This window comes from Methanoculleus frigidifontis (assembly GCF_030464345.1).
GTDB classification, from domain to species: domain Archaea; phylum Halobacteriota; class Methanomicrobia; order Methanomicrobiales; family Methanoculleaceae; genus Methanoculleus_A; species Methanoculleus_A frigidifontis.
The window spans coordinates 92,831-119,169 of sequence record NZ_VCYH01000009.1; the positions used below are offsets into that span (position 1 = coordinate 92,831).

26 protein-coding genes and 1 tRNA gene are annotated in these 26,339 nt (G+C 63.2%); 13 read left to right on the plus strand and 14 right to left on the minus strand.

What is annotated here, in order from left to right; genetic code table 11:
* Positions 1–29 precede the first annotated feature (29 nt).
* Positions 30–461: a hypothetical protein gene (locus tag FGU65_RS13050; protein WP_301664928.1), complete on the minus strand. Its 432-nt coding sequence runs from the start codon at positions 459–461 to the stop codon at positions 30–32.
* Between the two features lie 332 nt (positions 462–793).
* Between FGU65_RS13050 and FGU65_RS13055 the strand changes: the two genes are divergently transcribed.
* The 4 genes from FGU65_RS13055 (at position 794) to FGU65_RS13070 (ending at position 4,371) form a co-directional block, all read left to right on the plus strand.
* Positions 794–1,426, plus strand: a complete 633-nt coding sequence (locus FGU65_RS13055) for a hypothetical protein (protein WP_301664929.1) — start codon at positions 794–796, stop codon at positions 1,424–1,426.
* A 937-nt stretch (positions 1,427–2,363) separates the two neighbouring features.
* Entirely contained in the window at positions 2,364–2,996 is a 633-nt protein-coding gene (locus tag FGU65_RS13060) for a TMEM175 family protein (protein ID WP_301664930.1), read from the plus strand.
* Between the two features lie 46 nt (positions 2,997–3,042).
* Positions 3,043–4,029 carry a DUF8173 domain-containing protein gene (locus FGU65_RS13065; protein ID WP_301664931.1) on the plus strand — a complete coding sequence of 329 codons (987 nt, stop codon included), beginning with the start codon at positions 3,043–3,045 and terminating at the stop codon, positions 4,027–4,029.
* Between the two features lie 81 nt (positions 4,030–4,110).
* On the plus strand, positions 4,111–4,371 hold the full coding sequence (locus FGU65_RS13070) for a hypothetical protein (protein WP_301664932.1): 261 nt from the start codon (positions 4,111–4,113) through the stop codon (positions 4,369–4,371).
* Here FGU65_RS13070 and FGU65_RS13075 read toward each other — a convergent pair.
* From FGU65_RS13075 to iorA, 4 genes are read right to left on the minus strand one after another with little or no spacing between them, the layout of a single operon-like run.
* Positions 4,368–5,876, minus strand: coding sequence for a small ribosomal subunit Rsm22 family protein (locus tag FGU65_RS13075; RefSeq protein WP_301664933.1), 1,509 nt, complete (start codon positions 5,874–5,876; stop codon positions 4,368–4,370). The genes FGU65_RS13070 and FGU65_RS13075 overlap by 4 nt on opposite strands.
* Complete coding sequence (locus FGU65_RS13080) at positions 5,873–6,643, minus strand: DNA-methyltransferase (protein WP_301664934.1); 771 nt, start codon at positions 6,641–6,643, stop codon at positions 5,873–5,875. The genes FGU65_RS13075 and FGU65_RS13080 overlap by 4 nt, the downstream gene beginning before the upstream one ends.
* A gap of 5 nt (positions 6,644–6,648) precedes the next feature.
* Positions 6,649–7,233 carry an indolepyruvate oxidoreductase subunit beta gene (locus FGU65_RS13085; RefSeq protein WP_301664935.1) on the minus strand — a complete coding sequence of 195 codons (585 nt, stop codon included), beginning with the start codon at positions 7,231–7,233 and terminating at the stop codon, positions 6,649–6,651.
* Complete coding sequence (gene iorA, locus FGU65_RS13090; RefSeq protein WP_301664936.1) at positions 7,234–9,000, minus strand: indolepyruvate ferredoxin oxidoreductase subunit alpha; 1,767 nt, start codon at positions 8,998–9,000, stop codon at positions 7,234–7,236.
* 105 nt (positions 9,001–9,105) lie between these two features.
* Here iorA and FGU65_RS13095 point away from each other — a divergent pair.
* Positions 9,106–9,178, plus strand: a tRNA-Ile gene (locus FGU65_RS13095).
* An 887-nt stretch (positions 9,179–10,065) separates the two neighbouring features.
* On the opposite strand, the gene serS is transcribed toward FGU65_RS13095, so the two are convergent.
* The gene (gene serS, locus FGU65_RS13100) at positions 10,066–11,343 is read right to left on the minus strand and encodes a serine--tRNA ligase (RefSeq protein WP_301664937.1); all 1,278 of its coding nucleotides are present in this window, start codon (positions 11,341–11,343) and stop codon (positions 10,066–10,068) included.
* Between the two features lie 116 nt (positions 11,344–11,459).
* Between serS and FGU65_RS13105 the strand changes: the two genes are divergently transcribed.
* Positions 11,460–11,915, plus strand: coding sequence for a DUF8453 domain-containing protein (locus tag FGU65_RS13105; RefSeq protein WP_301664938.1), 456 nt, complete (start codon positions 11,460–11,462; stop codon positions 11,913–11,915).
* A gap of 579 nt (positions 11,916–12,494) precedes the next feature.
* Here FGU65_RS13105 and FGU65_RS13110 read toward each other — a convergent pair.
* The 6 genes from FGU65_RS13110 to FGU65_RS13135 form a co-directional block, all read right to left on the minus strand.
* A complete protein-coding gene (locus FGU65_RS13110; protein ID WP_301664939.1) occupies positions 12,495–13,022 on the minus strand; it encodes a hypothetical protein in 528 nt (175 codons plus the stop codon).
* A gap of 71 nt (positions 13,023–13,093) precedes the next feature.
* Positions 13,094–13,891 (minus strand): metal ABC transporter permease, encoded by a 798-nt coding sequence (locus tag FGU65_RS13115; RefSeq protein ID WP_301664957.1) that lies wholly within the window; start codon positions 13,889–13,891, stop codon positions 13,094–13,096.
* Position 13,892: 1 nt separating this feature from the next.
* Positions 13,893–14,672 carry a metal ABC transporter ATP-binding protein gene (locus FGU65_RS13120; protein WP_301664940.1) on the minus strand — a complete coding sequence of 260 codons (780 nt, stop codon included), beginning with the start codon at positions 14,670–14,672 and terminating at the stop codon, positions 13,893–13,895.
* Positions 14,672–15,562 (minus strand): metal ABC transporter solute-binding protein, Zn/Mn family, encoded by an 891-nt coding sequence (locus tag FGU65_RS13125; protein WP_301664941.1) that lies wholly within the window; start codon positions 15,560–15,562, stop codon positions 14,672–14,674. The genes FGU65_RS13120 and FGU65_RS13125 overlap by 1 nt, the downstream gene beginning before the upstream one ends.
* A gap of 69 nt (positions 15,563–15,631) precedes the next feature.
* Complete coding sequence (locus FGU65_RS13130) at positions 15,632–16,075, minus strand: metal-dependent transcriptional regulator (RefSeq protein ID WP_301664942.1); 444 nt, start codon at positions 16,073–16,075, stop codon at positions 15,632–15,634.
* A 43-nt stretch (positions 16,076–16,118) separates the two neighbouring features.
* Entirely contained in the window at positions 16,119–17,339 is a 1,221-nt protein-coding gene (locus tag FGU65_RS13135; protein ID WP_301664943.1) for a MiaB/RimO family radical SAM methylthiotransferase, read from the minus strand.
* A gap of 173 nt (positions 17,340–17,512) precedes the next feature.
* Here FGU65_RS13135 and nadX point away from each other — a divergent pair, with 173 nt between their 5' ends.
* Genes nadX through nadC form a run of 3 tightly spaced genes read left to right on the plus strand, consistent with a single transcriptional unit; the run spans position 17,513 to position 20,025 of the window.
* On the plus strand, positions 17,513–18,271 hold the full coding sequence (gene nadX, locus FGU65_RS13140) for an aspartate dehydrogenase (protein ID WP_301664944.1): 759 nt from the start codon (positions 17,513–17,515) through the stop codon (positions 18,269–18,271).
* A gap of 2 nt (positions 18,272–18,273) precedes the next feature.
* Positions 18,274–19,164, plus strand: coding sequence for a quinolinate synthase NadA (gene nadA / locus FGU65_RS13145; protein ID WP_301664945.1), 891 nt, complete (start codon positions 18,274–18,276; stop codon positions 19,162–19,164).
* Positions 19,165–19,170: 6 nt separating this feature from the next.
* Positions 19,171–20,025 carry a carboxylating nicotinate-nucleotide diphosphorylase gene (gene nadC, locus FGU65_RS13150; RefSeq protein WP_301664946.1) on the plus strand — a complete coding sequence of 285 codons (855 nt, stop codon included), beginning with the start codon at positions 19,171–19,173 and terminating at the stop codon, positions 20,023–20,025.
* A gap of 6 nt (positions 20,026–20,031) precedes the next feature.
* On the opposite strand, the gene FGU65_RS13155 is transcribed toward nadC, so the two are convergent.
* Positions 20,032–21,396 (minus strand): MEDS domain-containing protein, encoded by a 1,365-nt coding sequence (locus FGU65_RS13155; RefSeq protein ID WP_301664947.1) that lies wholly within the window; start codon positions 21,394–21,396, stop codon positions 20,032–20,034.
* A 516-nt stretch (positions 21,397–21,912) separates the two neighbouring features.
* On the minus strand, positions 21,913–22,341 hold the full coding sequence (locus FGU65_RS13160) for a hypothetical protein (protein WP_301664948.1): 429 nt from the start codon (positions 22,339–22,341) through the stop codon (positions 21,913–21,915).
* Positions 22,342–22,575: 234 nt separating this feature from the next.
* Here FGU65_RS13160 and FGU65_RS13165 point away from each other — a divergent pair, with 234 nt between their 5' ends.
* The 4 genes from FGU65_RS13165 to budA all read left to right on the plus strand — a co-directional run bounded on the left by FGU65_RS13165 (position 22,576) and on the right by budA (position 26,105).
* Entirely contained in the window at positions 22,576–23,118 is a 543-nt protein-coding gene (locus tag FGU65_RS13165) for a HEAT repeat domain-containing protein (protein WP_301664949.1), read from the plus strand.
* 848 nt (positions 23,119–23,966) lie between these two features.
* A complete protein-coding gene (locus tag FGU65_RS13170; RefSeq protein ID WP_301664950.1) occupies positions 23,967–24,413 on the plus strand; it encodes a nucleoside deaminase in 447 nt (148 codons plus the stop codon).
* Positions 24,414–24,419: 6 nt separating this feature from the next.
* Positions 24,420–25,253, plus strand: a complete 834-nt coding sequence (locus FGU65_RS13175) for a class I SAM-dependent methyltransferase (protein ID WP_301664951.1) — start codon at positions 24,420–24,422, stop codon at positions 25,251–25,253.
* 51 nt (positions 25,254–25,304) lie between these two features.
* The gene (gene budA, locus FGU65_RS13180) at positions 25,305–26,105 is read left to right on the plus strand and encodes an acetolactate decarboxylase (RefSeq protein WP_301664952.1); all 801 of its coding nucleotides are present in this window, start codon (positions 25,305–25,307) and stop codon (positions 26,103–26,105) included.
* Positions 26,106–26,339 lie beyond the last annotated feature (234 nt).

Sequence of the window (26,339 nt, forward strand, 5' to 3'; positions counted from 1 at the left end):
GGGTGCGAAAAAAAGGTATTGTGTTCCGGTTACGCGAACCCTTTCTGCTCGCGCTCCGCCTCGACGGCATCGCTCCGCTCGAGGTTCTTCGTCCAGGCGATCCGGTTGCCCAGAACCTGGTAGGAGCCGAGGTGCATGACGTCGACGTCCTCTGCGGTCTCTGCCACCTCGGCACCGGTCGGGACGACCAGGACCGTCCGCTCGACCGGCATCCTCTGCGCTGCGAGGCTCCGGCTCTGCTCTGCAAGCCCGGCAAGGACGCCTGCAGGGACTTTCTTCTCCATCTTCACGCCGACGAGGACACGCTCGGTCGTGCCCTTATACCGGCGGGAGATGACGCATTCGGGCTGGATGCTGCCATAATCCGGCTTCCACGCAAATTCCCAGCCTTCGCTCGGAGCATACTGTTTGGCAAGTGCCCTCATCACGTCAAGGTACGTAGCGTCTCGTGTAGAACCCATAGATGATACCTCTGTTTTACAGGTATATATGCGGGATAATTTAACTTTTTCAGTGTGCAGTTCTCCATGCAGAGCGCCAGGATGAAAGCAGCCTCACATTTCCGGGAAATGAAAGGGTTAACTGAACTGAAATGAGAACGCGGCAGGGCTGTGCTTTGCTGCCGTCGTATCCGCTGCGTTGATTGCCGGCGGCTCTGCGGCGAATGCATACGGTCGCGTCCCCGGATACGGGCCGAAAGATGCGGATTGCGGCAGGGCTGCCGGGCGGAACATTCCGGCCCGGGAAATGTATTTACCCGGTGTCCGCCATTACGCCGGTGGAGGGAGATAGCATGGAACAGGCACAGGTGACCCAGGCTGACATCGCCCGGGAGTACGATGCAATTGCACGCCAGATTCTGGAGCGGCCGGAGAGCGTTCCGAGCGCAATCCACAATGTTCTTCTCAGGCTGGCCGAGACGCACCCGGGAGCGGTCTACTGGATCGTCCGGAAGTTCTTTCAGGAGTATCTGAAACTCTACGTCTCCGATACCGGGTACATCGGGATGGTCGACCGGTACGTTCCGGGCGTGGCGTATCCCGGCGACATGGCGATGTACACGCTTCCCGAGAACCTGAAGGAGGGGGATCTCGTTCAGGTCATCTTCACCGACAAAGACGAGATGCGCGTCTACATCGTCCACGGGAGGGTGCAGGCCTTCAACGACGACGGGTCGGTCGATGTGGAGGATATCAGGAGCGGCGAGGTCTATGCGGTGGTGCCCTGGAACCTCCTCGGCAAGCTCGCAAAAGTCGTCCCCTTCCGCTCGGACGAGTGGAACGAGGTTTTTTCGGCGTCCAGTGTTCCGCAGGACTGGGTCGCGACGGTCATCGAGGAGAATATCGCGAGTATCCGCGACTCCGGGCTGGAGGGAGCGGATACTGCGGTGAGCGAGATGCAGCGCCGCCTTGCAACGCTGGTGTGAGCGGATCGGGATCAGTCTTTTTCGAAACGCATTGCAGAGCCGTCGAGGAGGCTCTGCACGCACCTGTTTTCGGGACTTTCTTCACCCATACCCATCTTTCGCATCTGCTGCGCTTTCCCCGAAAACCGGGCTGTAGGGGATACCGTATCGGGGGAGGGGTGACAGGGGAGGGGGCCGGCCCCCATATACGCTACCGTACCCTATGGGTGCACCGAAATTCCTGGTGCTATCGGCGATGTCCAGGCACTTGATGAAATCCCATTTATTGCTCCGGATGACCGCAATCCGGGGTATTCGGGGGCACGGCGTTCCCCTGGGTATCGCCATGACTGCCCCCGCCCCTTGAGGGGCGGGGGAGGAGGCCGGAGGCCGGGTGGGGTGGGGTTGATGATGAGGTCATCCCAATACTCTCTGGCAGGAGGGGACTGGCCCCCTCCCGCACCCTCCCCCCGCGCGATACCCCCGGAAATATCGTGCTTATAGGTTCTGCCTCTGATGCACCTCATTTAGTGATACACCGAGAGGAGTGCGTCGATTCAGATCGATTGTTCCATCCACGAATCGTTTTGGGATATGCTCGATGTCTGTGGATCTTCGCGGGAGACAGGGGAGGGGGGAGACCCCCACCCCCGGGGCGCTTAGCCGCCACGGTCCACGGCATGGGGAGACGCCTGGCACCAGCCCGGTCAGGGGAAGAACGCGGTATACGCGCAAATCCCCGTATCGAAGGGTAGTGCTAGTGGGGCGTCCCCCTCCCCTGAAACCACTCCCCCGATGCGATTCCCCCCGGATTCGGCGTATTCGGTTTCCTCTCCGAACAAACGTACCATGATCGCCGTCCACCGCCCGGTCAGCCCGACGGGTGGTTCCTGTTCTGCCGGAACCTGCCGGACAAAAAGCAGAGTCTTCATCTATCAGGCGGTACGACGTTATTTTCATGCAGAGACCCGCGGATGCACGCCCGGCGCAGAGCGACGGCGGCATGAGCACCCACCGCCTGGAGGCTCTGACCGATGGTATCTTCGCCATCGCAATGACCCTGCTCGTGCTGAATATCGACGTGCCCGTCGTCCATGCGGAGACGGCAGCAGGGGCAATACCCTCCGCCCTCCTTGCGAACTGGCCGCAGTTCACGAACTACGCCGTCGCGTTCGTTGTGCTCGCCGGGTTCTGGACCACCCATCACAAACAGTTCCATTCGATCCGGCATCTGAACGGGGGTATGCTCTGGCTGAATATCCTCTCGCTGCTCTTCGTCGCCCTGGTGCCGTTCACCACATCGCTCGCGGGCGACTACCACTGGGTGCTGATCTCGTCGATCATCTTCGACGTTAACTTCCTGATCATCGGTATGATCTATGTCGTGCAGTGGATGTACGTCTCCCGGAACCGGGAGCGGTACCTCAACGAAATGGTGGATCCGCGCCGGGTCGCCGTCGGGATGAGAAGGGTTCTCGTCCTCCCCGTCGCGGCTCTTGCTGCCATTGCCATCGCGGTTTTCATCGATCCCGCGTTAAACGGCTTTGGGTACCTGGTCATTCCGGTGCTGCTCGCCCTGCTGAAGCAGTGAGCCCCCTCCCCAACCTTTTTTAACCTTATCTGCTGTCCTATCTGATATGAAAGCGCTCCCGTTGCTCGTTCTGATCGCGCTCTTCCTGCTGCCTGCAGGTGCGGAGGCATTTGTCTTCGTCTCGGGCGACCAGGCCGTCATCAATACGCCCATCGACGACGACGTGATTGCATCGGGCGGCACCGTCGTTCTGAACGCCCCGGTCAGGAGCCTGACCGCCGCCGGGGGCTCGGTGGTCGTCAACGCCCCGATTGCCGGCGACCTGATCGTCACCGGAGGGGGGATCAGCATCAATGCCGACGTCGACGGCAAGGTTCTTGCGGCGGGGGGCAGCATCAGTATCAATGGGACTGTTGCGAATCTCCTCGCCACCGGCGGGACGGTGACCCTCGGTCCCTCGGCCATGGTGCTCCGCGATGCGGCCGTCAGCGCCGGCACCGTCGTCAACGCCGGTACTGTTCTGCGCAACCTGACCGTCTCTGCCAATACTTTTGAGAACCCCGGGTCGGCAGGCAGGATCGTGTACCAGGAGCAGCAGCCCATGATGGATCTCTTCTCCGGTTTCGGCATGGTATCCCTGCTCGTCACCGTCGGCTTCCTCTTCCTCGGCATCATCCTGATCCAGATCTTTCCCGAAGAGGTTGCAAGTGTCGTCCGTGAGATCGTGACGAACCCTATCGTCAAGACGATCGTCGGGTTCTTCGGGATCGTCGTGTCGGTGCTCATCGTCCTGGTGATCGCCGCAACCGTCATCGGCCTCCCGGTGGCTGCCGTCCTCGGGATGCTTGTCGCCATCGGCCTTCTGGTGTCAGGGCTCTTTGTGGCCTATGCGCTCGGAGATCTCGTCGTTTCGCGTTTCCGGTGGAAGACCGGGGTCACGGTGACCTTCATCGTCGGGTTTGTGATCCTGCAGATCCTCATCATGGTCCCGTTTATCGGTGTTCTTGTCCAGATCATTGCCGCAAGCCTCGGATACGGCGCCCTCCTGTACGCCCTGCGGGACGCATGGCAGGCATACTCGAGCGCCGAATAAGGTGCGGCTCCTTCCAAACACTTTTCTAGGTCTCGCCGCAAAAGAGAGATGATCTATCGTATGTCTCCCGGTGATCTGCATATGGCGGCCGAGTCATGCCGGTGGTGCGGCGGCACCGGCAGGAACGACGCACTCCATCACCGCCACCCCTCCGGAGCCTGCCGCGCCTGCAGCGGCGCCGGCAGTATCCTCGTCTATCTCCCGCCGCGCCCATGCCCGCAGTGCGGCGGCACCGGGGTCGGCAACACCCCTGCGCCGGGGCTCGGCAGCGTCCCGTGCCGTGACTGCTCCGGCACCGGATGGCTCTTCTTCATCCACCGGTTCGACGGAGACGGTGCCTAGCAGCTGTCGGCGCCGCTGTCGGCGGACACCCGCTCGATCCGGGTCTCCGGCTGGACGACCAGGTTATAGGCGTCGTGCTCTTTATTGTAGCGGACGGTGACCCCGTAGAACTGAACGATCCCGCCATAGGGGGTCTGCTGCAGAACCTCCCTGCTCTCGCCCTTCAGGTAGCCGGGAACGACGGCGTACGCCGGACTGGCTGCTGTTCCGTCGCAGATCTTATAGACCTCGGAACCGGCACCTCCCAGGTTGCCCGACATCACCGCGGCGACGACGTTGATCCGCCGGTTCCGGTGGCGCCGGAGCTGGGAGAGGCGGGCGAATTTCGCCTGGGGAGGGACGCGGTAATCGCAGTGCGTCCGCTGATCTTTTCTGAGGACCGCGGATGAGTATTTGATATCGGTGTTCTTGAATCGGTAGGCTTCCGGCCCTTCGGCCAGCCGCCGCATGAGCCGTGGCGGGCGGATGTCGCCCTTCTGCTCGAATGTCCAGCAGCGTGCTGGGCTGCAGGGGGTGCCCCAGATGAACGAGCACGGCCGGTAGACGGTAAGCCCCCTGTCCAGAGCCGCCCGCACCGTCCGGCGCAGCATCGTCGAGTTCGCGAGGTCCGCGGGCTCGATGACGACGATCGTCCCGTCGTCTGCGAGGCGGCCGGCAAGCCTCGCCAGGAGGTCTGCACGCTCGTCGACCGTCATCTGCCGCAGTTCGCTCAGCACGTTCGAAAAGACCATCAGATCGATCCGGTCCGGGATCTCGTCCATCGAAAGCGAGCGGAGATCGGCACCGATCGGCTGCTCGACCGTCACCCGCACGCCGGCCGCTTCCGCCGCAGGGGGCACGAGGGCGCTGTAGGCCTCGATGTTCTCCTCCGAGCGTTCGACGGCGAAGAGGTGCGCCTCTCCCCCGCCTATGCGGCCGAGGAGATCGATGAGGGCAAGCGGCACCATGCCGGGCCCGCTTCCTACGTCCAGCACCCGCATGCGGTCCTTGAGGAGTCCGTCCTCCATGAGCTGCCAGAGGATGTGTTCGAACTGCACCAGGTAGACCGGTGCGTGGTAGGCGAGGTAGCCGAGCACATGGTAGCCTTTTTTGTAGCTGACGCTTTTTTCCTTCCAGTAACGGCTCTTCTGCGCCACGATGGCGTTTCGAAGCCGGTCGAGCACCACCGGGTCGTCCCACGGCTTTCCGGTCTTCTTCTCGATGTAGGCCTCGAGCAGCCGCTGCATGGTGTCCGGGACGGCAGGCGAGCGGAGGAAAACTTCCTGGCGCTGCCGCGCGTCATCGACCGGGCGGAGGGGCTGCGGCGCCGGGAGCCGTACGAGGTCGTAGTCGCCGTCCCGGGCGTGCAGGGTGAGATCGAGGTCCGGGAGGAGGGGCTCTATCGCCGCCGCGAGTTCGGGAATCGGCCGCTCGTCGGCCAGGGACTGCTTCACTTCGGAGAGTCGGAAGACGGGTTTCCTGCCTGCGAAGTGCTTGAGGGTTGCGATGACGTCCTGCTCGCTCATTGCCCTACTTCCTCGTCCGCCCGGGATATAATGCCTTCCGGAGATGCGGCCCGGGTTTCGGTCTGCTCGAGCCGTTCGCGTGCGAACGCATAGTAGTCTTCGACGATCTCAAAGCCGAGATACTGCCTCCCGAGCTCCTTGCTGGCGACCGCGACCGTCCCCGAACCCAGGAACGGGTCGAGGACGATGTCGCCCGGGTTGCTGGAGAACTGCAGGATCTTCCGAACAATCTCCATCGGCAGTTTCGTCGGGGTCTTCTTCTTTCCGGTCCAGTACTCGCGGTTGATGATCCAGACGTCTTCGGGGTAGTGCTCGACTTTATTGAAGGTGTAGCGTTTCGGGTTCTTCACCACGAAGAGGATGTGGTAGTGGCTGGTGACGTACTTCTTCCGGGTGAAGACGCCGAACTGGTACTTCCAGATGAGGTGGTTGATGGTGAAAAACCCCGCATCGTCGACGGCGTTTAAGATGTCTTTGAGGTTTGTCCAGCCCGAGAAGATGTACATGCTGCCGGCATCGGAGAGCGCCCGGTATGCCTGGTCGATCCATGACCGGGTGAAGGCAGCGTAGTCGCAGGGCAGGACCTCCCGGTAGCCCTCGAGCACCCGGTCGCCCTTCCTGTTGTAGTTCCCGCGCTGTGCCGTAAAGTCGATGGCGAACGGGGGATCGGTGACGATGAGATCGACGCTCCCGTCCGGGACGGCGGCAAAGAGCTCCAGCGCGTCGCCGTGATAGATCTCATTCGGCACACAGAGCGGGAGCGGCATGGCCTTCAGCACCTGCCGGCCGCGTCACGCCCGAGCGAGAACGCCCGTTCGTTGATGGCGACGGTCTTTGGCGGCACGCAGGCTCTGACCGCCGCAAGGAGGGTCTCCGCGGCAAGGGGCATGAACCGTGATGCGCCGCCGAGCATGACGATGTTCTGCGAGAGCGGGCTTCCGGCCTCGCTTGCGATTACCGCGGCGTCGATGCAGGTGAGATCGAGGTCGCCGAGCGCCGCGAGGATCTCCGCCTCGTCCGGCACTGTCTGTTTCTGCATGTAGACCGAGGTCGGGGTGACGAACCGCCGGTTCGTCACCAGCCGTCCGCCCTCCGGCAGGTAGTGGCGGTAGCGGAGCGCCTCGAGAAGGTCGAAGGCGATCAGCAGATCGGCGCATCCGGGCGCGATCAGCGAGCCGTATCTGCCGTCTATCCGGACGTGGCTCTCGACCGAGCCGCCGCGCTGAGCCATGCCGTGGGTCTCGGCGCTCCTGACCGGCCGGCCCTCGCGGATGCATGCCTCGCCGAGGACGTTGGATGCGAGCACCGTGCCCTGGCCGCCGATCCCGACGATCAGAATATCAAACGATCCGTTCATCTATCTCCCCTCCCGGTGAATCGCCCCTGACGGGCATATGTCGGCGCAGACCCCGCAGCCTGCGCAGAGGTCGGTCACCCATGCTTTCTCGTCCGCAAAAGCAATCGCCGGACAGCCGAACGAGCGGCAGACCCCGCAGCCGGTGCAGCGCTCCGGGTCGACGGCGTAGGGTTTCCGTTTGATCCCGGCTCGCCGTGCCGTGATGACGCAGGGCTGCTTGGCGATGATCACCCTGACGCCGTCCTTCTCCTTCGCCTGCCGGAAGGTGGCGAGGAGCAGGGGGAGGTCGTAAGGGTCGACCGTCTCGACGAACGAAACCCCGCAGGCCCGGCAGATGGCGTCGAGCGAGATCGGCGTGCTCTCGGTGCCCATGGCCGTGATGCCGGTGTTGGGGTTCGGTTGGTGGCCGGTCATGGCGGTGATCCGGTTGTCCAGGATCACGACGGTCATATTCGCGCCGTTGTAGACCGCGCTCAGGAGGCCGGGTATCCCGGTGTGGAGGAACGTCGAGTCGCCGATGGTGCAGACAACGTCCCGCTCCTCGCCGGACTGCTTGATCCCGCTCCCGACCGTGATCGACGCGCCCATGCAGATCGTCGTGTCGACCCCGCCGAGCTGGAGGCCGAGGGTGTAGCAGCCGATGTCGCTTGGGAAGATCCCGTCCTTGAAGACCTTCCGCATCGCGTAGAAGGTGGATCGGTGCGAGCAGCCGGCACAGAGGATCGGCGGCCGGGGTGCGACGGCTGCCGGGGCTCGCTGCGCCGGAAACGACTGCGTCGGGGAGAACCCTGCCGTCGCCATTGCGGCGGCGACGGCGGCGGGGGAGAGCTCGCCCTCGTACGGGACGGTGCCGGTCATCTTGCCGAAGACCTCGGTCGTGGTGGCGACCTGCCTGACCGCCTCCTCCACGACCGGTGCGAGCTCCTCGACGACGAGGATGCGCGTGTGCGCGTCGACGAATGTCCGGAGCCAGTCCTCGTCGATCGGGTAGGCCCCGATCTTCGCGAACGAGACATCCGCGCCGATGACCTCCTGCACGTAGGAGGCGGCCACACCGCTCGCAATGATAGCGGTCTTCCCCCGCACCTCGGCGGTGTTGTACCCGAGCTCGACGAGGCGTTTTTTGATCGCGGGCTGCTTCTCGTTCAGCAGCCTGTGCAGCACGCGGGTGTGCGCCGGGATCACGACGTACTGCTTCGGGTCGCGGCAAAACTCCCCGACCCGGTGCTCGTCGCCGACCGTGCCGAGGTCGACGTCGCTCTTTGAGTGGCAGATGCGCGTCGTCGGCCGGAAGATGACGGGGAGGCCGAACTCCTCGGAGAGGGAGAAGGCGTCCCGGATCATGTCGTGGGCCTCCTGGACCGATGCGGGGTCGAGGCAGGGAACCCGCGCGAACTGCGCGTAGCAGCGGGAGTCCTGCTCGTTCTGGGAACTGTGCGCGAAGGGGTCATCGGCGGAGAGGACGACGAATCCGCCCGTAACGCCGGTATAAGCGCTCGTCATCAGGGGATCCGCCGCGACGTTCAGGCCGACATGCTTCGTCGTGAAGAGTGCGCGGACACCGCACCATGCCGCCGCGAGCGCGTTCTCGTATGCGACCTTCTCGTTCGTGGCCCACTCTACGTAGAACCCGCGCTTCTCCTGGGACCTCAGAATGTCGATCACTTCAGAGGACGGCGTTCCCGGATAGCCGCTTGCAAAATCGATATTCGCCTCGAGACACGCGTGCGCGACGGCCTCGTTGCCGAGTAGGTATTGCATTGCCATATTCTCCAAAAGGTGTACTTCAATCATGGGCTTTTAAGATACTGATTGGGATCGATTCAAAAACCTTAATATCGACGACGAGAGAAGTTGTAGGGTAGTCCCACAGGGCCCGTAGCATAGCTGGTGGTGCACCCGGCTGATAACCGGGAGGTCGTGCGTTCGAATCGCATCGGGCCCATTCTTCCTTTTGTGGTTTCACTCCGGCAGCATACCTGCCGTACGTTTGTTCTGCCGCGTCCCGCGCCCGGGAAGGAGATATGCATGCGTCATGTCCTGCGATCGCCTGCGCGCATCCTTCACGAAAACCCGGGCACGGCCTCCCTCTCGCCGGCGGCGCTTCCGGGGAGTCCGCCCGGCGGTGCGCGGCAGCCTTCTGCATATATGAGGCCGCCTCCGGAAATGTCCCGGACGACACTGAAACCATTTCGGATGCATCCGATCGAGTCTGCGTTCCCGGTTTTGGGGGTAAGCACGTCCCGAAATTGTCTGGTGTGAAAAAATCATTCAGGATCGAAGCACTTCTGGCGTTTCAACCCGCCGAGGAGAGGTTCGTCAGAGGCGGATTTGTGAGCCCGAATCCTTCCGGGGGTATCGCGTGGGGGAAGGGTGCGGGAGGGGGCCAGCCCCCTTCTGCCAGAGAATATTGGGATAACCTCGCTACCCGTTGGGTGCACCGAAATTCCTGGTGCTATCGGCGGGGTTTGGGCACGTGATGAGGTCCCATCTCTTGCTCCGGATGACCGCAATCCGGGGTATTCGGGGGCATGGTTTTCCCCTGGGTATCGCCATGACTGCCCCCGCCCCCTTGAGGGGCAGGGGAGGAGGCCGGAGGCCGGGTGGGGTGGGGCTGATGATATCAGTGGAACTTCGCGGGAGACAGGGGAGGGGAAAAGCCATGCCCGGCACCAGCCCGGTCAGGGGAAGAACGCGGTATACGCGCAAATCCCCGTATCTCAGGGTAGCGCTCATGGGGGCTCGCCCCCTCCTGCCAGAGATGCGCGCAGATCTCGCGATACCGGATCTGCAGATCGCAAAAAAAGGGAACAGCCGAATACGCTGCCGGCCTTAGAGCGTCTCGGCGCCGCCCATATACGGCCGCAGTGCCTCGGGGACGACGACCGAACCGTCTTCCTGCTGGTAATTCTCGAGGATCGCGCGGAGGGCGCGCGAAGTTGCCACGGCGGTGCTGTTGAGCGTGTGGACGTAGCGCTTCGTCTCAAACTCGTGGGGGTCGCGGACCTTGATGTTCAGCCGGACCGACTGGTATGCCGTGCAGTTCGAGCATGAAACCACCTCGCGGTAGGACTCCTCGCGGGGCATCCAGACCTCGATATCGTACTTCTTCGCGGCGACGGTGCCGATGTCGCCGGTGCAGATCGAGACGACGCGGTAGGGCAGACCGAGCGTGCGGAAGAGATCCTCGGCGTTCGCCAGGAGTTCCTCGTGCAGCGGCCACGAGTCCTCGGGCCTGCAGAAGACGAACTGCTCGATCTTGTGGAACTGGTGCACCCGGAAGAGCCCCTTCGAGTCGAGGCCGTGCGCACCGATCTCGCGCCGGAAGCACGGGCTGATCCCTGCCATCTTCAGGGGGAGATCCTTCTCCTCGAAGATCTCACCCAGGTACATCGCTGCCATCGGGTGCTCGCTGGTGGCGATCAGAAACTCGTCTTCGCCGTCGATCTTGTACATGACGTTCTCGAAGTCGGCGAGATCGGTCACGCCCTCGTATGCCGCCCGGTTCATCATGTACGGGGGTATCACCGGGATATAGCCGCGGCCCGTGAGGATGTCGAGCGCGAGGCGCTGGATGGCCATATCCATCAGGGCAAGCCTGCCTTTCAGGATGTAGAACCCTGCCCCGGAGATCTTCGCGGCCCGCTCGAAGTCGGCCCACCCCTGCTCGGCGGCGAGCGTGCCGTGGTTCTTCAGGGGAAACGCCGGCACGATCGGCTCGCCGTGGGTTCGGATCGTGACGTTCCCGGACTCGTCCTTGCCTGCAGGGACGCTCTCGTGCAGGATGTTCGGGATGCGCATCCGGTAGTAGGTGATCGTCTCCGCAATGGTGGCGAGCTCCGCCTCGCCCTCTTTGATCTGCCCCGGGAGATCAGCGGCCTCGCGCAGCAGGGTGGACGGGTCGGCGCCCGCTTTGCGCGCCTCCGCGATCTCCCTGCCGATGACGTTGCGCCGGTTCCGCATCCGGTTTATCTCGGTCTGCAGTTCGCGGCTCCGTATATCCTTCTGCAGCAGATCGTCGATCCATGCCAGTTTTTCCAGGTCTCCTCTCCGCATGAGGTCTGCCCTGACAATCTCGGGGTGCGTGCGGATGAACTTCAGCTCAAGCATATCTCTGCCATTCTGTATGTATGGCATCGCGGATAAACGGACGTGTTGCAGGTATGCGGCAGGGGAGACGCGTCGGGACTCGAACGGTTATATCTCCGGCAGTCACATCATTGTATATGGACAAATCTCAGAAAGCGATCCTGGTCATCGGGGTCCTTGCCGTTCTGGGGCTGCTCTTCATCAACATCTTCTATGCACTGATCGCCCTCGTTGTCGTCCTTGCGCTCCTGATGAGCCTGCGGATCATGGGCGATAGCGCCGATTATCCGGACGTCGTCGCCGCGCTGAACGAAGATGCAAAAGGGGTGACGGTGAAGAACCGCGGGACCGGCGAGGCGAAAAATATCCGTGTCGCCATCGTGCCGCTCAACATCGAGTTTGCTCTCCCGTCGCTGAAGGCGGACGAGGAGTCGGCGTATGCCTTCTCCACGATGATCGAGGAGGCAAAAGCGGTCGTCACCTACGAGGACGACCAGGGCAGGCACTATTCGAGATCATACCCGCTCTCCGCGCTGGGCGGCGGAGAGGAGGATCTGCTCAAGCCGGCGTTTCCCATATTCGGGTGGAAGTAGTACCGGAGATGTCCGGAGGGTTTCCGGGGAGACCTTCATGCCGACGGGGATCGTGCCTGGCCGATCATACCTGCTAGGGAGATACCCTCCATAGGTCCGCTCATCTCCGGAAGCGACGAGTGACACAGCCCGTATCCGGCTATCGCATCGGGGGAGGGGATGCCCCCCATATACGCTACCGTACCCTCTGGGTGCACCGAAATTCCTGGTGCTATCGGCGGGGTCCAGGCACGTGATGCGGTGCCATCTCTTGCTCCGGATGACTGCAATCCGGGGTATTCGGGGGCACGGCGCTCCCCTGTCTCCCGCCATGACTGCCCCCGCCCCCTTGAGGGGCAGGGTTGATGAGATCCTGGGGATCTTCGCGGGAGACAGGGGAGGGGAAAACCCCTCCCCGTCGGCCACGCCACGGTCCACGGCATGGGGAGACGCCCGGGACAAGCCCGGTCAGGGGAAGAACGCGGTATACGCGCAAATCCCCGTATCTCAGGGTAGTGCTCATGGGTGCCGGCCCCTCCGCCGGAGCATGGTTGAAAAATATCGGTGGATATCTCCCCTCGCCGTTAAAGATCCGCCTTCTCACTCCGCTGCGATATACTCGAGCGTTTTTGCGAGGGCGTCGAGAAGCTCCCGCTCATTCTGCAGGCACTCCCGCATCGCCCGGTAGAGCATGAAGAGGATCTCGCTGCTGTAGAGGTCGAGGGCGGCATCCGGCGCCAGTTTTTCACGGTATGAATCGACCCGGATCTCGGTTGAGCTGTACATCAGCTCGAAGAGCGACCCGTCTTCGGAAAGAACACAGACCTGTGTATCGACCCGTTTCGTCATATCGTCGGGCCGGTACGGCATCGGCTCGGTCTTCCCGAGGAGGATCATCTTCTCCGGGTAGTACTCGGGATCGTAGAGCTCCTTGTTGCTGTCGATGCGCGCCCGGTTGAGCATGGAGAGGCCGATCTGCGGCACAAGCGGCGCAGCCTCTGCAGCCATCCGGGTGAGAAGGGCCGCCTTCTGCTCCCGGACTTCCCCTGCGAGCTTCTCCTTTTCGTCTGCCGTCTCCCGGATCGCCTCGACGAGCCGTGTATATCCCTGCTCAATAACGTCGTCCATCGGGTAATCTCTCCTGTATGCTGTGTCGTGAGAATAATGTCTATGCCGCCTTCTCGCATAAACGTGCCGGATCAGCGCTCTTTCCAGAGTCTCGCGCCGACGGCGGCGGCATACCCCGCCGCGCTGACGAGAATGATCGTCGCACCCGACGGCACGTCGAGAGCGTAGGAGAGCCATATGCCGGTGGTCGTGTAGGCGGTCCCGAGCAGGACGGCGAGCCCCATCATCGGCCGGAGCCGTGCGGTGAGCTCGGCGCTGGCGGCGGCCGGCAGGGTGAGGAGGGCGATGACCAGGATGATCCCGACGACGCGGATGAGCAGCACCACCGTGAGCGCGATGAGGGCGAGGAGGAGCAGATACAGGCTCCGCACCGGGAGGTTCATGATGGTCGCATACTCCTCGTCGAAGGTCACGGCAAAGAGCTCGTTGTAGAGCAGCAGAACGAGTCCGACCGTGACGGCGGCGAGGAGCCCCATCAGCCAGAGATCGCTCGCGGGAACGAGGAGGATGTTGCCGAAGAGATAACTGAAGAGGTCGGGGGCGAACCCGGGCGTGAGGTAGACGAAGAGGATCCCGAGCGCCATCCCGACCGCCCAGACCGCACCGATGAGGGTGTCCATGCGCTGCCGTGCGGTGAGCCGCACCGTGCCCATCCCGAGCGCTGCGGCGAGGGTGAAGCCGATCGCCCCGAGGATCGGGTCGATGCCGAGATAGTACCCAAGGCCGATCCCGCCGAAGGAGGCATGCGCAATCCCGCCGGAGATGAAGACCATCCGTTTGACGACGACGTATGTCCCGATGATCCCGCAGGCGATGCTGGCAAGCACCCCTGCAACCAGGGCGTTCTGGAAGAATGCATATCCGAGCATCTCAAGCACGCGGCTCCTCCTCCTCGTCGTGCCGCTTCAGGACGCGGTGGGGCACGCCGTGGGCGATGAGGTCGACCGGGCAGTGGTACGCAGCTGTCAGCATATCCTCGGTGATCTCGGCGGTGTCGTGGGTGTAGATCCGTCGGTTGAGGCAGGCGATCTTCGTGACGCGCGCCGAGATCGCCCCAATGTCGTGGGTGACGAGGACGATCGCCATCTCTGAGCGGAGATGCTCCAGGATCTCGAAGAAGTGTTTCTCGGTCGGTGCATCGACGTAGACGGTCGGCTCGTCCAGCAGGAGCACCCGGGGCTCCCCGGCGAGCGCCCGTGCGATGATCGCCCGCTGCTGCTGGCCGCCGGAGAGCGCCCGCAGTTCCCGGTCGGCGAGGCTCTCGATCTCCATCTTCTCCAGCGCCCGGAGGGCATGATCGTAGTCGTCGTCGCCGTAGCGCCGGAGCGGCCGGGTGATATGGCCGAGCCGTCCTGAGAGCACCATCTCCATCACCGTCACGGGGTACGAGAAATCGAACGTCCGGAACTGCGGGACGTAGCCGAGGAGGCTGCGGTTTTCCCGTGGAGGAGCGCCGAAGATCCTGACGCTCCCTCGCCGGGGATGCACGAGTCCCAGAATTGCCCGGAGAAGCGTTGTCTTGCCGCTGCCGTTCGGGCCGATGATGGCGAAGAAGTCATGCGGGCAGACGGTGAGGGTGACATCTTCGAGGATCGACTTTCCGCCGATGCTGACCGAGAGGTCCCGGCACGCGATGGCGGGCTCGGTCATCAGGACCCGCTCCTGGCGAACGCCGCGGCAACACGCTGCATATTCTCGATATAGTCCCGTTCGAGGGGGCTCACCAGCACGACCTCACCTCCGACTTCGTCCGCGATCGCCTCGGCGCTTCGCGTCGAGAACTCAGGCTCCGCAAAGATAACGGTGATCTTCTTCTCCTTGGCTTCCTGGATGAGGTGCTGGATGCCCTGCGGCGTCGGCTCCTTCCCTTCCTCTTCGATGGCTATCTGCGTGAGGTTGTAATCGCGTGCAAAGTAGGCCCACGCAGGGTGATAGACCAGGATCTGCCGGTTCTGCATCCCTGCGACGGCCGCGCCGATCTCCCGGTCGAGGGCGTTCAGGTTCTCCGCATAGGCGGCGGCGTTCTGCCGGTAATAGTCGCAGTACTCCGGATCGACGCTGCAGAGTCCGGCGCAGATGTTCCCGACCATGACTTCCGCGTTCCGGGGCGACGTCCAGATATGCGGGTCGGCACCCTCGCCCTCTCCGCCTGCGATGAGTTCCACTCCCTCGGAGCAGTCGACGATCTGCATCCCGGGATTCAGCCCGGATATCTCCTCCATCCATGCCCGCTCGAAGTCGATGCCGGAGCCGACCTTGGCATACAGCGCTGCACGGCTCACCTCCGCGAGCTGACCCGGTGTCGGCTCGTAGGTGTGCGGGCTCGCTCCCGGCGGCACCATCACCACGACGCGGACCCGGTCGCCTCCCACCGCCTCAGCAAACTCGGCCTGGGGCGGGATGGTGACGGCGACGGTGATCGTGTCCGCATCCGGTGCAGCCCGATCCGCAGTGATGCAGCCCGCTGCGGTGGCGAGGAGGACAGCCAGGAGCATGGCCGGAAGTGTCAGACAGATTGCCCCTTGTATCCTGCTCTTCACGGTGGTTCCCTCCTGCAAATTTGGTATGGTGCCAAACTCCTGTGCGTCCCACGGCTTAACTGTTGCGGCCTATTCGCCGCCCGGCTCCGCAGGAGAGCAGCAGCCGGGGTCGTGCTCGATCCGCCCGCAGACACTCATCATCGGATGCCCGAGCGACGCACAGATCCGGTCGACAACCTCGCGCGAGACGCATCCTTCCATCTTCTGCGCTTCGGTGCAGGCCTCCTCCGGGGCAAGCCCGAAGCGGCTGAGCATCAGGGCGACGATCCGGTGGCGCCGGACGAGGAACCGTGCGTACCGCTCCCCCTTTGCAGTCAGCGAAAAGCCGCGGTAGGGTGCGTGCTCGAGGTATCCCGCCCGTGCAAGGCCTTCAAGGGTCTTGGTCGCCGTCGACGGCGCCACCGCAAAGCGGGCGGCCGCCTCGGTCGTTCTGACGGCACCGGTGCAGTCGGCGACATATTTGAGGTATTCTGCCCTCTTTGGGGAGAGTTCGTGCCCGCTGATCCCCTGCATAAAACATACTGTCGGGGCCGGGCAGGTAAAATTTGCGGTCGGTCTAAACCTGGCCGGGAGAGAGTTCTCCCACGACATAGTGCCGCTTTCTGGCGGTGACGACCGCCCGCCCCTCGTAGCCGAGCGGCAGATCCTCTTTGATGACGACGTTCATGTAGCACGGGGTGCGGCAGATGACCGATCCGGCGACCTTTTGTTCGGTCACCACGACCGGCGTCTCCCGACCGAGCCAGCGGTCGTGGTAGTCGTCGTAGATGCGGTCGGCCTCGGCGAGGAGCGCCCGCGACCGCTGTTTGCGCACGTAGTCGGTGAGGTCTTTGTACGCGGCGGCGGGTGTCCCTGGCCTGCGGGAGTAGCGGGTGATGTTCACCTTTGCAAACGCGGCCTGGCGCAGCAGTTTGAGCGAGGCTGCAAAATCGGTATCGGTCTCGCCGGGAAACCCGACGATGAAATCGGACGAGATGATCATCTCGGGGTAGCGCTCCCGGAAGGCGCTGACGATTGCGAGCACGTCGGCGGCGCGGTAGCCGCGGCTCATCCGCGAAAGAACGGCGTCCGAGCCCGACTGCACCGGGAGGTGCAGGAATTGGAAGACCTTCTCGCTTTCGTAGGCCCGGGCGAGGTCCGGGAGGATCGGGAGGACGGTCGCCGGGTTCATCATGCCGAGCCGCAGGCGGAACCGTCCCGGGATGTCATCGATTCTCTGGAGCAGGTCAGGGAGCGTCTCCCCGATATCCCGGCCCCAGGCAGAGACGTCCTGGCCGGTGAGCTGGATCTCCTTCGCCCCGCCCGCCGCGAGTGTGCGGACGGCGTCGAGGATCGCGTCTGCAGAAGCGCTGCAGAGGGCTCCGCGTGCGAGCCGCGTAATGCAGTAGCTGCACCGGCCGAGGCAGCCCGAGGCGATCTGAACGATCCCGACCGCGCCGGGGGCAGGGGTGCCGACGCCGCCGTAGCGATCGCGGATCGTGTCCGGGTGGATGAACCGCGCGGTGCATACCGACCTGACGGCATCCGGCTGCGCGAGCGGCATGCATCCGGTGACGTAGAGCTCCTTATCGGCAAACGCCCGGAGCCGACGCAGCATCTGCCGCTCGGTTGCGCCGATGACGGTGCAGGTATTAATGATCACCGCCTCCGCCTCCTCCGGCCCGACCCGCGTGCATCCCTGCGCCTCCAGGAGTGTGATCAGCTTCTGCGTATCCGCGTGGTTGTAGGTGCAGCCGTACGACTCGATATAGATCCGCTTCTCGATCAGGTGCTCCATAGAAATCCCCGCGTGCTGTCATGCTCCGGTGCAGGGCTTGCGGCGGTGAGTGGAAGGGGGGGTGCAATCTGCCTCCTGCTGCGCTTTTTGGGCACCAGGAGCCCGCCGCATCTCCGGGGTGGCAGCCCGCAGAGCACAATGCTTAACCGCTGATATTACTATCTCTTTATTCAATGATTAAAATAGGGCTGCTCGGATGCGGCAACGTCGGCCACATCATCGCGCGACATGCAGAGGGCTTCCGGATATCTGCTGTCTTTGACATGATCCCCGACCGGGCGCAGGAGCTCGCGGCGATCAGCCACGCGACCCCCTATTCGGACTTTGACGAATTTCTCCGCGCGGACGTCGATCTCATCGTCGAAGCGGCATCGGTCGCTGCCGTCTGGCTCTACGGGGAGGCGATCCTGCGGGCCGGAAAAGACCTAGTGGTGCTCAGCGGCGGCGCTCTTGCCGACGATGAATTCAAGAGCCGGCTCGTCGAGACCGCACGGGCTGCCGGCCGGAAGATCCGGGTTCCGAGCGGTGCCGTTACCGGCCTTGACAACCTGAAGATCGGACAGATATCGCCGCTCGGCACCCTCCTGCTCCGGACGACGAAGTCCCCCGGTTCGCTCGGGCTGCAACCGACGGAGCGGATGGAGATATTTAAGGGGGCGGCAAGCGACTGTATAAAGCAATACCCGAAGAATATCAACGTCGCAGTAGCACTGGGTCTTGCGGCAGGGAAAGAGGCCGACGTGGAGCTCTGGGTCGATCCGGATGTGGAGCGGAATATTCACGAGATCTTTGCGGAGGGCGAGTTCGGGGACATCTATATCAGGGTGAGAAACGTCCCGAGCCCGGAAAACCTCTCGACAAGTTATATGGCCGCTCTTTCGATCCTGACCCTGCTCAAGAACCTCGACAACCCTCTGGTGGTGGGGACATAGCAATGGAAGAGGAGATTCTGGAACTGAAGCGAGAGAAGAACGCACTCATTCTGGCACACAATTACCAGCCGATCGAGATCCAGGCCGTGGCCGACGTCGTGGGCGACAGCCTCGAGATGGCCGTCCGGGCCGAGGACGCCACCGCCGATCTCATCGTCGTCTGCGGCGTGCAGTTCATGGCCGAGACGGCCAAGATCATCAACCCGGAGCGGAAAGTCGTCATCCCGGTCAGGGACGCGGGATGCCCGCTTGCGGAGCAGCTGACGCCTGCGATGATCGTCGAGGCGAAGCAGCGGTTTCCGACAGCAGCCGTCGTCGTCTACGTCAACAGCACCGCCGAGTGCAAGGCGCTCGCCGACATCACCTGCACGTCGGCAAACGCCGTCAGGGTCGTCCGCTCCCTCGAGGAAGACGAGGTCATCTTCGGCCCCGATGCAAACCTGGCCGCATACGTCCAGCGGCAGGTGCCTGAAAAGAGGATCATCCCGACTCCCCCGGGCGGGCACTGCTACGTCCATACCGGGTTTACGGCCGTGGACGTCACCGGGGCGCGGGCACGGGGCGGGCGGATCGTCTGCCACCCGGAGTGCCCGGCGGCCATCCAGGAGGCATCCGACGTGATCGCCTCGACCGGCGGGATGGTCCGGTGTGCGGCGGATGCAGACACCTGGTCGGTCTTCACCGAAAAAGAGATGGTCACCCGCCTCCGGGTGCTCTACCCGGAGAAGACCTTCTATGAGAAGGCGGATGCCATCTGCGCCGACATGAAGAAGATCGCGCTTGCAGACCTTCTCCGCTCGCTCCGGGAGGAGGAGTACGAAGTCACGCTCCCGGACGAGATCATGGAGCGTGCACGCGGCGCCATCGAACGGATGCTGGCCGTCACGGGGTAAATGGGCATGATCCCGCTCCGCTATCTCCTCCGGTTCATCGAGGAAGACGCGCCCTGGGGCGACGCCACCTCGGACACCGTCGTCCCGGACGTCGTCTGCAGGGCGCAGATCCTGGCGAAGGCCTCCGGCACGGTTGCAGGGCTTTCCGAAGCCCGGGCGCTCTTTGAGCACTACGGCGTCACGGTCATGCAGCGCACCGCCGACGGCCGGGCGGTCTCGGCCGGCACGGCGCTCTGCGATCTCGAAGGGGACGCCCGAAGCATTCTGCTGGTGGAGCGGACGGCGCTCAACATCATCGGGCGGATGAGCGCCATTGCGACGAAGACGCGCTCCTGCGTCGAGCAGGCCCGGTCCGTCTCTCCGGGGACGCGGATTGCGGCGACCCGGAAGACCGCTCCCGGCCTGCGGCTGCTCGACAAAAGAGCGGTGCAGCTCGGCGGCGGCGATCCCCACCGGTTTACGCTCAGTGACGCTGTCCTGATCAAAGACAACCACCTCGCCCTCGTCCCGATCGGTGAGGCGGTCGCAAAAGCGCGCGCGGCCAGCCTCTACCGGAAGGTCGAGGTGGAGGTCGAATCGGCTGATGACGCCGCCATCGCCGCAGAAGCCGGTGCCGACATCCTGCTCCTGGACAACATGACCCCGGCGACGGTGCGTGAGACGATCGATCACCTTGAGAAGAGAGGGCTTCGGCAGGGAGTCGTCATCGAGATATCCGGCGGGGTCACCGGGACGACCCTGCTCGAATATGCCCGGACCGGTGCCGACGTCATCAGTATGGGTGCCCTTACCCACACGATCGAGAACTTTGACGTGAGCCTTGAGATCCTGCGCGGGCTGCAGACTGTCCGGCTTGCATAGCCCGGATCACCGTGCCTGCCGAACGAGCTGCTCCCCGGTATACCGGGACAGCGTCTGCTGGCTGGGTGAAAACTCCGCACGCGACCGCGACCGGGCCGTCGTCCTCCTGGAGCGTCCGGCGGCACGGGTGCTCTTCTGCCTGCGGGGCACCGATTCTGCGGCGGGCTCGTTCTTGACGAGGAAGTCCCGGATCTTCCGGGACTCAAGCCACCCCTCGTCAAGCTGCCTGACGGTGTCGTTGATCCGCCGGACCTCCTGCCGGATACGGTCGGACTGCTCCCCGTCCATGAGATCCGCCCAGCCCTGGATCACCTGCAGGGGGTGGCGGAGATGATCGCCGAGGATGGCGAACTGCTCGATGTTCTTCTCGATCTGATCGTAGACATGCCGCCTGAAGAGAACCCGGTCGGTGATGTCCCGGCAGACCCCTTCGTAGCCGGCGATCATATCCTCTCCCATGATGGGGGAGGCGTGGATCTCGACGATGGCGCTGGTTCCGTCGGCGCGGCGCACCTCCGTCTGCAGCCATGCCCCATCCGGCTCCTCGTCCAGCCGCGCTTTGAAATCCCGGAGATCGGGTTCGAACCGGGGAAGGATACATTCCGTCACGTTCCTGCCGATCATATCGCCCGGCGGGTACCCGAGAACCTTCTCTACCGTGTGGGAGACGAAGGAGAGAACCCCCTGCGCATCACAGGTGAAGACGATGTCTGCGCTGGTCTGGGCGATCTGTCGGATCCGTGTATCTCTCCCGCAGGGAGCCGCCTCTGCCCGTCTCCCCGGCATGTTCCCGACCCCTTTCCAGTGGCCGTCACGGTTCACGAGGACGATGTCGTGGCCGGTGGCGATGTCCATGATCTCGGTGATGCCGCACCTGCGCAGCGGGTAGGCGTTCATCGCGATTATCCGGCGGTTTTTGATGACCCCGTGGAGTGCCGTCACGACGCAGTTGAACGATTCCCAGTCTTCTTTCCCGAGCCACGCGGTGTTGCCGCCGAGGAACAGGCCGTCGAATCCCTGATCGAGTGCCCGCTCCTCGGCGGCAATACAGGCGTTGACCCGCGCCGCGGGATCAAAGCCCCCGGCTGCCTGGTAGACTTCGTGGTGATCCTGCAGGACAAGCTGCCCGGATGCCAGGCGGCTCTCCAGATCGGGTATGGCTTTCTTCAGCACCCGCCGTGCTCCGGTGCTGTTCAGGGGCGGCGCGGTCACCAGAATACAGCAGGCATCTCTCGCAAGGGCAGCCCTGACAAAAGAGATCACCGGGTCTGCAAGTTCCTGGCGATTGCGATATAGCACGCCGATGTGTGTTCCCCAGGGAACACTGGTGACCGGTCTGCCTTCCGGGGCGCCGGTTCCGTTCTGAGCCATATTCTCGGATCGGTTTCGTCTGCTCTGAGTCTGACAGATATCATCTGTCCTGCCGTTCTTTGCCTCCTCCTCATCATCGTGTTTCCGATATCAGGTATCGGGGCAAGCCTGAGGAAATGGCAATTGTATTATACCTCATGTTTTATTTAATAAAAAGTTTGCCCCGGTAGGTATATAAAGCGGGTGCGCAGGATGCGGTTAGCGGGCTCGTTTAAGCAGTCGGACGGGGATGGCCGGGAGTGCTCCCACGAGGATTCTTGCATCGGTCGGTATTCGAGAGTGCCGCAGCAGTTCCGGGCACCGGGTGGAGGCGGAGCCGTCCTGGAAACGGGCGCCGGCAGGCTCAGCGTCTTCCGGAGCACTTCCCGCATTCGGGATGCGGTGGCCTGACCTCCGGTCGACCCCCCCTCTGAAGCGGCGACTCTCACGAATGGAAACCCGATCCTGTGCCCGGCTCCGGGAGCGGAGAGGCGGTTTTCGAAAAAAGTATTCGCATCCTGATGAATTGCTTCTCCTTCAGGATGCTGCCGGAACATCGTCCATCTGCATCTCGTCCAGGAACGGCATCAGCCCTTTCACATACGGGGTCGGTTCGCTTCTTCCCTCGTGCACGATCTCGCCGTAGGCGATCACCTCGATGATGAGCGGGACATCCTCCAGCCGCTGCGTGAAGAGCGGGTCGGATTCCCCGGCGAACTGGAGAAACGCGTCCAGCCGGATGAACGGGCGCTCGAAGTCCGGGACGTCGCCGTACTCCTCAAGGTTTTCGCTGAGCGTGGATTCACGTGCCAGCTCCTCCTCGAAGTAGAGATAGATCTCCAGGTTCTGTTGCTGCCGGACTGTATCGAGGTCTCTGATGTCGATCTTCGCCCCGGGGACGATCCCACTCCGCTGGAGTTCGCCCGGGAATACGGTAGTCTCTTCTGCTCCGGTAGGTTCAGCCATAGTAGATCAAGAGAGCGGCTGTACTACAAAAATGATCTGTCTTATCCCGCCCCGGCAAAGAGCTGTCTCCTCTCCCTCTCTGCCGGCGGCGACGCACGGAGCCCTCTGTGAACCTGTGCCTGCCTTCCGGTACCGGAGGGTGCGCGTGTGCGGTACGGCTATGCCGGTTTGAAGAGATGCGGGTGGAAAAAACTTATCGTGCGACCGCCGCAATGATGATCCTCGGGGTGATGCATGGAAGAGCCCGGCTCATCGAAGCAGAGCAAGACCACGCCGGAGAACTACGGGAAACCCGGTATCCAGCCGTATCTCTCGCTGCTGGAGTCACGCAACCCCACCGAGCGGTGGCGGGCTGCCGAGATGCTTGGACGACTTGGCGATCCCCGTGCGGCCGAGCCCCTCATCGGAGCACTTGAAGACGATTTTGCAGAGGTCCGCTGGAAAGCGGCCGAAGCGCTCGGCACGGTCGACGGTTGGAACGCCGTGCAGCCTCTTATCCGCACGCTTGAGGACGAAGACCCCTGGGTCCGGGCGGGGGCTGCACGGGCGCTCGGGATGATCGGCGACCCGCGGGCGGTCGAACCGCTCATCACCCGCCTCCGGGACGAAAAGCCCCGGGTCAGGAAGGCCGCGGTGCTGGCACTCGGGACGATCGGCAACCCCCGTGCCCGGGAACCGCTCCTGCGGCTGCAAGGCGACGCGGACGACGCGGTTCGGGAGGCCGTCGTCCGGGCGCTCGAGCAGCTTCCGACGGAGCGCGAGATCCCGGTCCGGTGAACGCCGGAGAGCCGTTCCGGGACAGAGCAGAACCTCTCTTTGTCGGTCGGGCATGCGGCCATATCGTCTGCATCGATACTTTCTCGGAATGGACGCATGCGGGATTATGGCGGCACAGATCCGGTCGGATCCTTTCGAAATTGATGTTTCAGGGAATGCCCTGAGAAACTAGCGGCAATTTTCCATGCAGGCATCTGATACGGCGTGTGCGTCCACGCCTCGCCCGATCCAGGAATTGCAGGGGCAATCGTGTTGGGGGAGGGGGCATCCCCATTCGCGCTAACTTTAGATACGGGGATTTGCGCGTATACCGCGTTCTTCCCCTGATGAGGCTTGTCCCGGGGACGACCTTTTTCCCTCCCCTGTCTCCCGCGAAGATCCACAGACAACATCAACCCCACCCCTCAAGGGGCGGGGGCAGTCATGGCGATACCCAGGGGAAAGCCGTGCCCCCGAACACCCCGGATTGCGGTCATCCGGAGCAAGAGATGGGACCTCATCACGTGCCTGGACCCCGCCGATAGCAACAGGAATTTCGGTGCACCCAGAGGGTACGGTAGCGTATATGGGGCATCCCCCTCCCCTGGCTCCACCCCCGCGAGGATATCTCTCACGGATCCGGTGAATCACCCCGAAACCATTGCCGCAGGTTCGGTCTGATTCTCCGAAATCTTTTCAGTTTTACTCTGGGGCACTTCAGTGTTTCAGATCTATCCTTGAGCAACCCTCCTTTTTCCTCTAGAAATCCGTTATAATTCTGTAAATTTGCAAAATACTGATCCTTAACTCCGTTTGGAAAAGGTTTTCTTTATATACTGTTAGAATGTAATCACGGAGGCGATGGAAATATGGATCTCTTCATGAAGTGTGCCATTGAAGAGGCGGAGCTGAGCAGAAGCGAGGGGGGGATCCCGATAGGCTCGGTTCTCGTCAGAGGGGGCAGAATACTCGGAAAAGGGCACAACCGGAGAGTTCAGCAGGATGACCCGGTACTCCACGCAGAGATCGACTGCATCAGGAATGCGGGGAGGATCGGGAGCTATCGGGAGATGGCACTCTACTCGACACTGATGCCCTGCTATCTCTGCGCCGGTGCGGTCGTTCAGTTCGGCATCGGGAAGGTGGTTGCCGGGGAGTCGGAGAGCTTCGCCGGAGCGCGGGAATTTCTGGAGATGCACGGCGTCGAGGTGATCGACCTCGACCTTACCGTCTGCAAGGATATGCTGCAGTCGTTCATCGAGGAACGCCCCGAGATCTGGTGCGAGGACATCGGCGAGGAGTGGCCGCCGGTCTGATCCGGTATGGGGACGATCCTGCTCGGACCGACCGCAGCCCTGGTGATGCAGTGGGCGCTCCCGCTCTACCGCCACGGCATCACGCACCGGTATGCCGACGTCCTCGATCTCGCGGCCGGCCGGGATCTCTTCACGCGCTGCGATGCGGTCTGCGACTGGTACGGCGAGGTTATCCTGAACCGGAAGCACTGTATCCGGAGCCTGGCTCTCCGGGACGTGCAGGCGCTCGGGGAGGACGCCTGCGTCATCATCCTCGCCGCCGGCATGTCGCCGCTCGGCCTTGAGCTGGTGAGCAGCGACGATCCGTGCCCGTCCCGCATCATCGAGGTCGACATCGCTGGGATGGGCGAGAAAGCCGCGCTCTACCGCCGGATCGATCCGGTCAGAAGCCGGCGAATACGCTGCCTGAACGCGGACATCACGTCGGAAGCGTCGCTCCGGATGCTCTCCCGGGAGGCCCGCGGCTGCCCGGCAATCGTTCTCCTCGAAGGCATCACCTACTACCTCTCGGGCCGTGAGCTCGCCGGCATCCTCGGGGCGTTCCACTCCCGGGACGCCGGCAACCGGTTCGTCATCGAGTACCTGCTGCCGTGCGACGTCGTAAACCCGGCACGGCGGCATATTCCACGGGAAATCTTCCGGATAATTCAGGAGAGCGCCGGGCTCGCGGCGACCCGGTGCTACACCCACGAAAGCCTTGGGCGCCTGGTGGCGGAATGCGGCGGTGCGGTCGAGGCGCACTACAATATGACGGCGATGGAGCGCTGCCGCACCGGCAGGAACCACTTCTTCCCGCATGGCGAGGACGGGTGGATCGTCTGCTCGCACGGCCGGATCTGATCGGTTTATCCCGCCTGCCGGACAATCCCTGTACACTCCCCCGGTGCTGCCATGACATCATTCCATCTCCTTTCCTGTGCGCTCGGTGCGGTTGTCCTTGTGCTGATCGCCTTCTCTGCCGGCCTGCTGCTCGGCAGCGCTCCCGAGCGCGACGTGCTCTACCAGGTCTCGACGATCGATGCCCTGCTGCAGGGTGTCTACGACGGCGTCGCCCCGATCGACGACCTCGCCCGCCACGGCGACTTCGGTCTCGGCTGTTTCGATACGCTCGATGGTGAGCTGATCGGCCTCGACGGTGTCTGGTACCGGATCCCCGCCGACGGCCGGGTTCGCCAGGTCCCGGGAAACGCGACCGTTCCGTTTGCGGCCGTGACCTTCTTCGAGCCCGATATCACCCTCCCGCTCACCGGCCCGGTCAACCTCACCGGGTGCGAGGCCCGCCTCGATACGGTGATCCCGTCCGAGAACCTCTTCTATGCAGTCCGGATCGACGGCACCTTCGCCACGGTCACGGCACGGAGCGAGCCTGCGCAGGAGAAGCCCTACCGGCCCCTCGTCGACGTGATCGAAGATGAGGAGGTGGTCTTCCACCTCGAGAACGTCACCGGAACCGTCGTCGGGTTCCGGACACCGGCACTCGCCCGGGGTGTGAATATACCCGGCTATCACCTGCACTTCATCACCGGCGACCGGACCGCAGGCGGCCATATCCTGGATTTTTATCTCCTGAACGGGACGGCGGCGATCGACGTCACGCCGGACTTCCTGATGCGCCTCCCCACAGAGGGTGACTTCTGCACGACGGATCTTACGCTCGACCAGCAGGAGGCGCTTGTAAGCGTGGAGAAGTGAACCGGCCTTTGGCCATTCTTCCGGCAAAGCGAGCCTGGCAGGCCCGACAATGCAGGCTGAAGCGGATATGGATCCCGGAGTATCGGCTTTTGGGAGAACGCTGCACGCTGCGTGATTGGCGGGTTTTCACGTGACTCTTTTTTCAGCAGGACTTCTGTGGACTTCCAATACCCGGGGGGGCGTGGTGGCAATCGCAAGCGGGGGAGGGGTACAAGGGGAGGGGGCCTGCCCCCT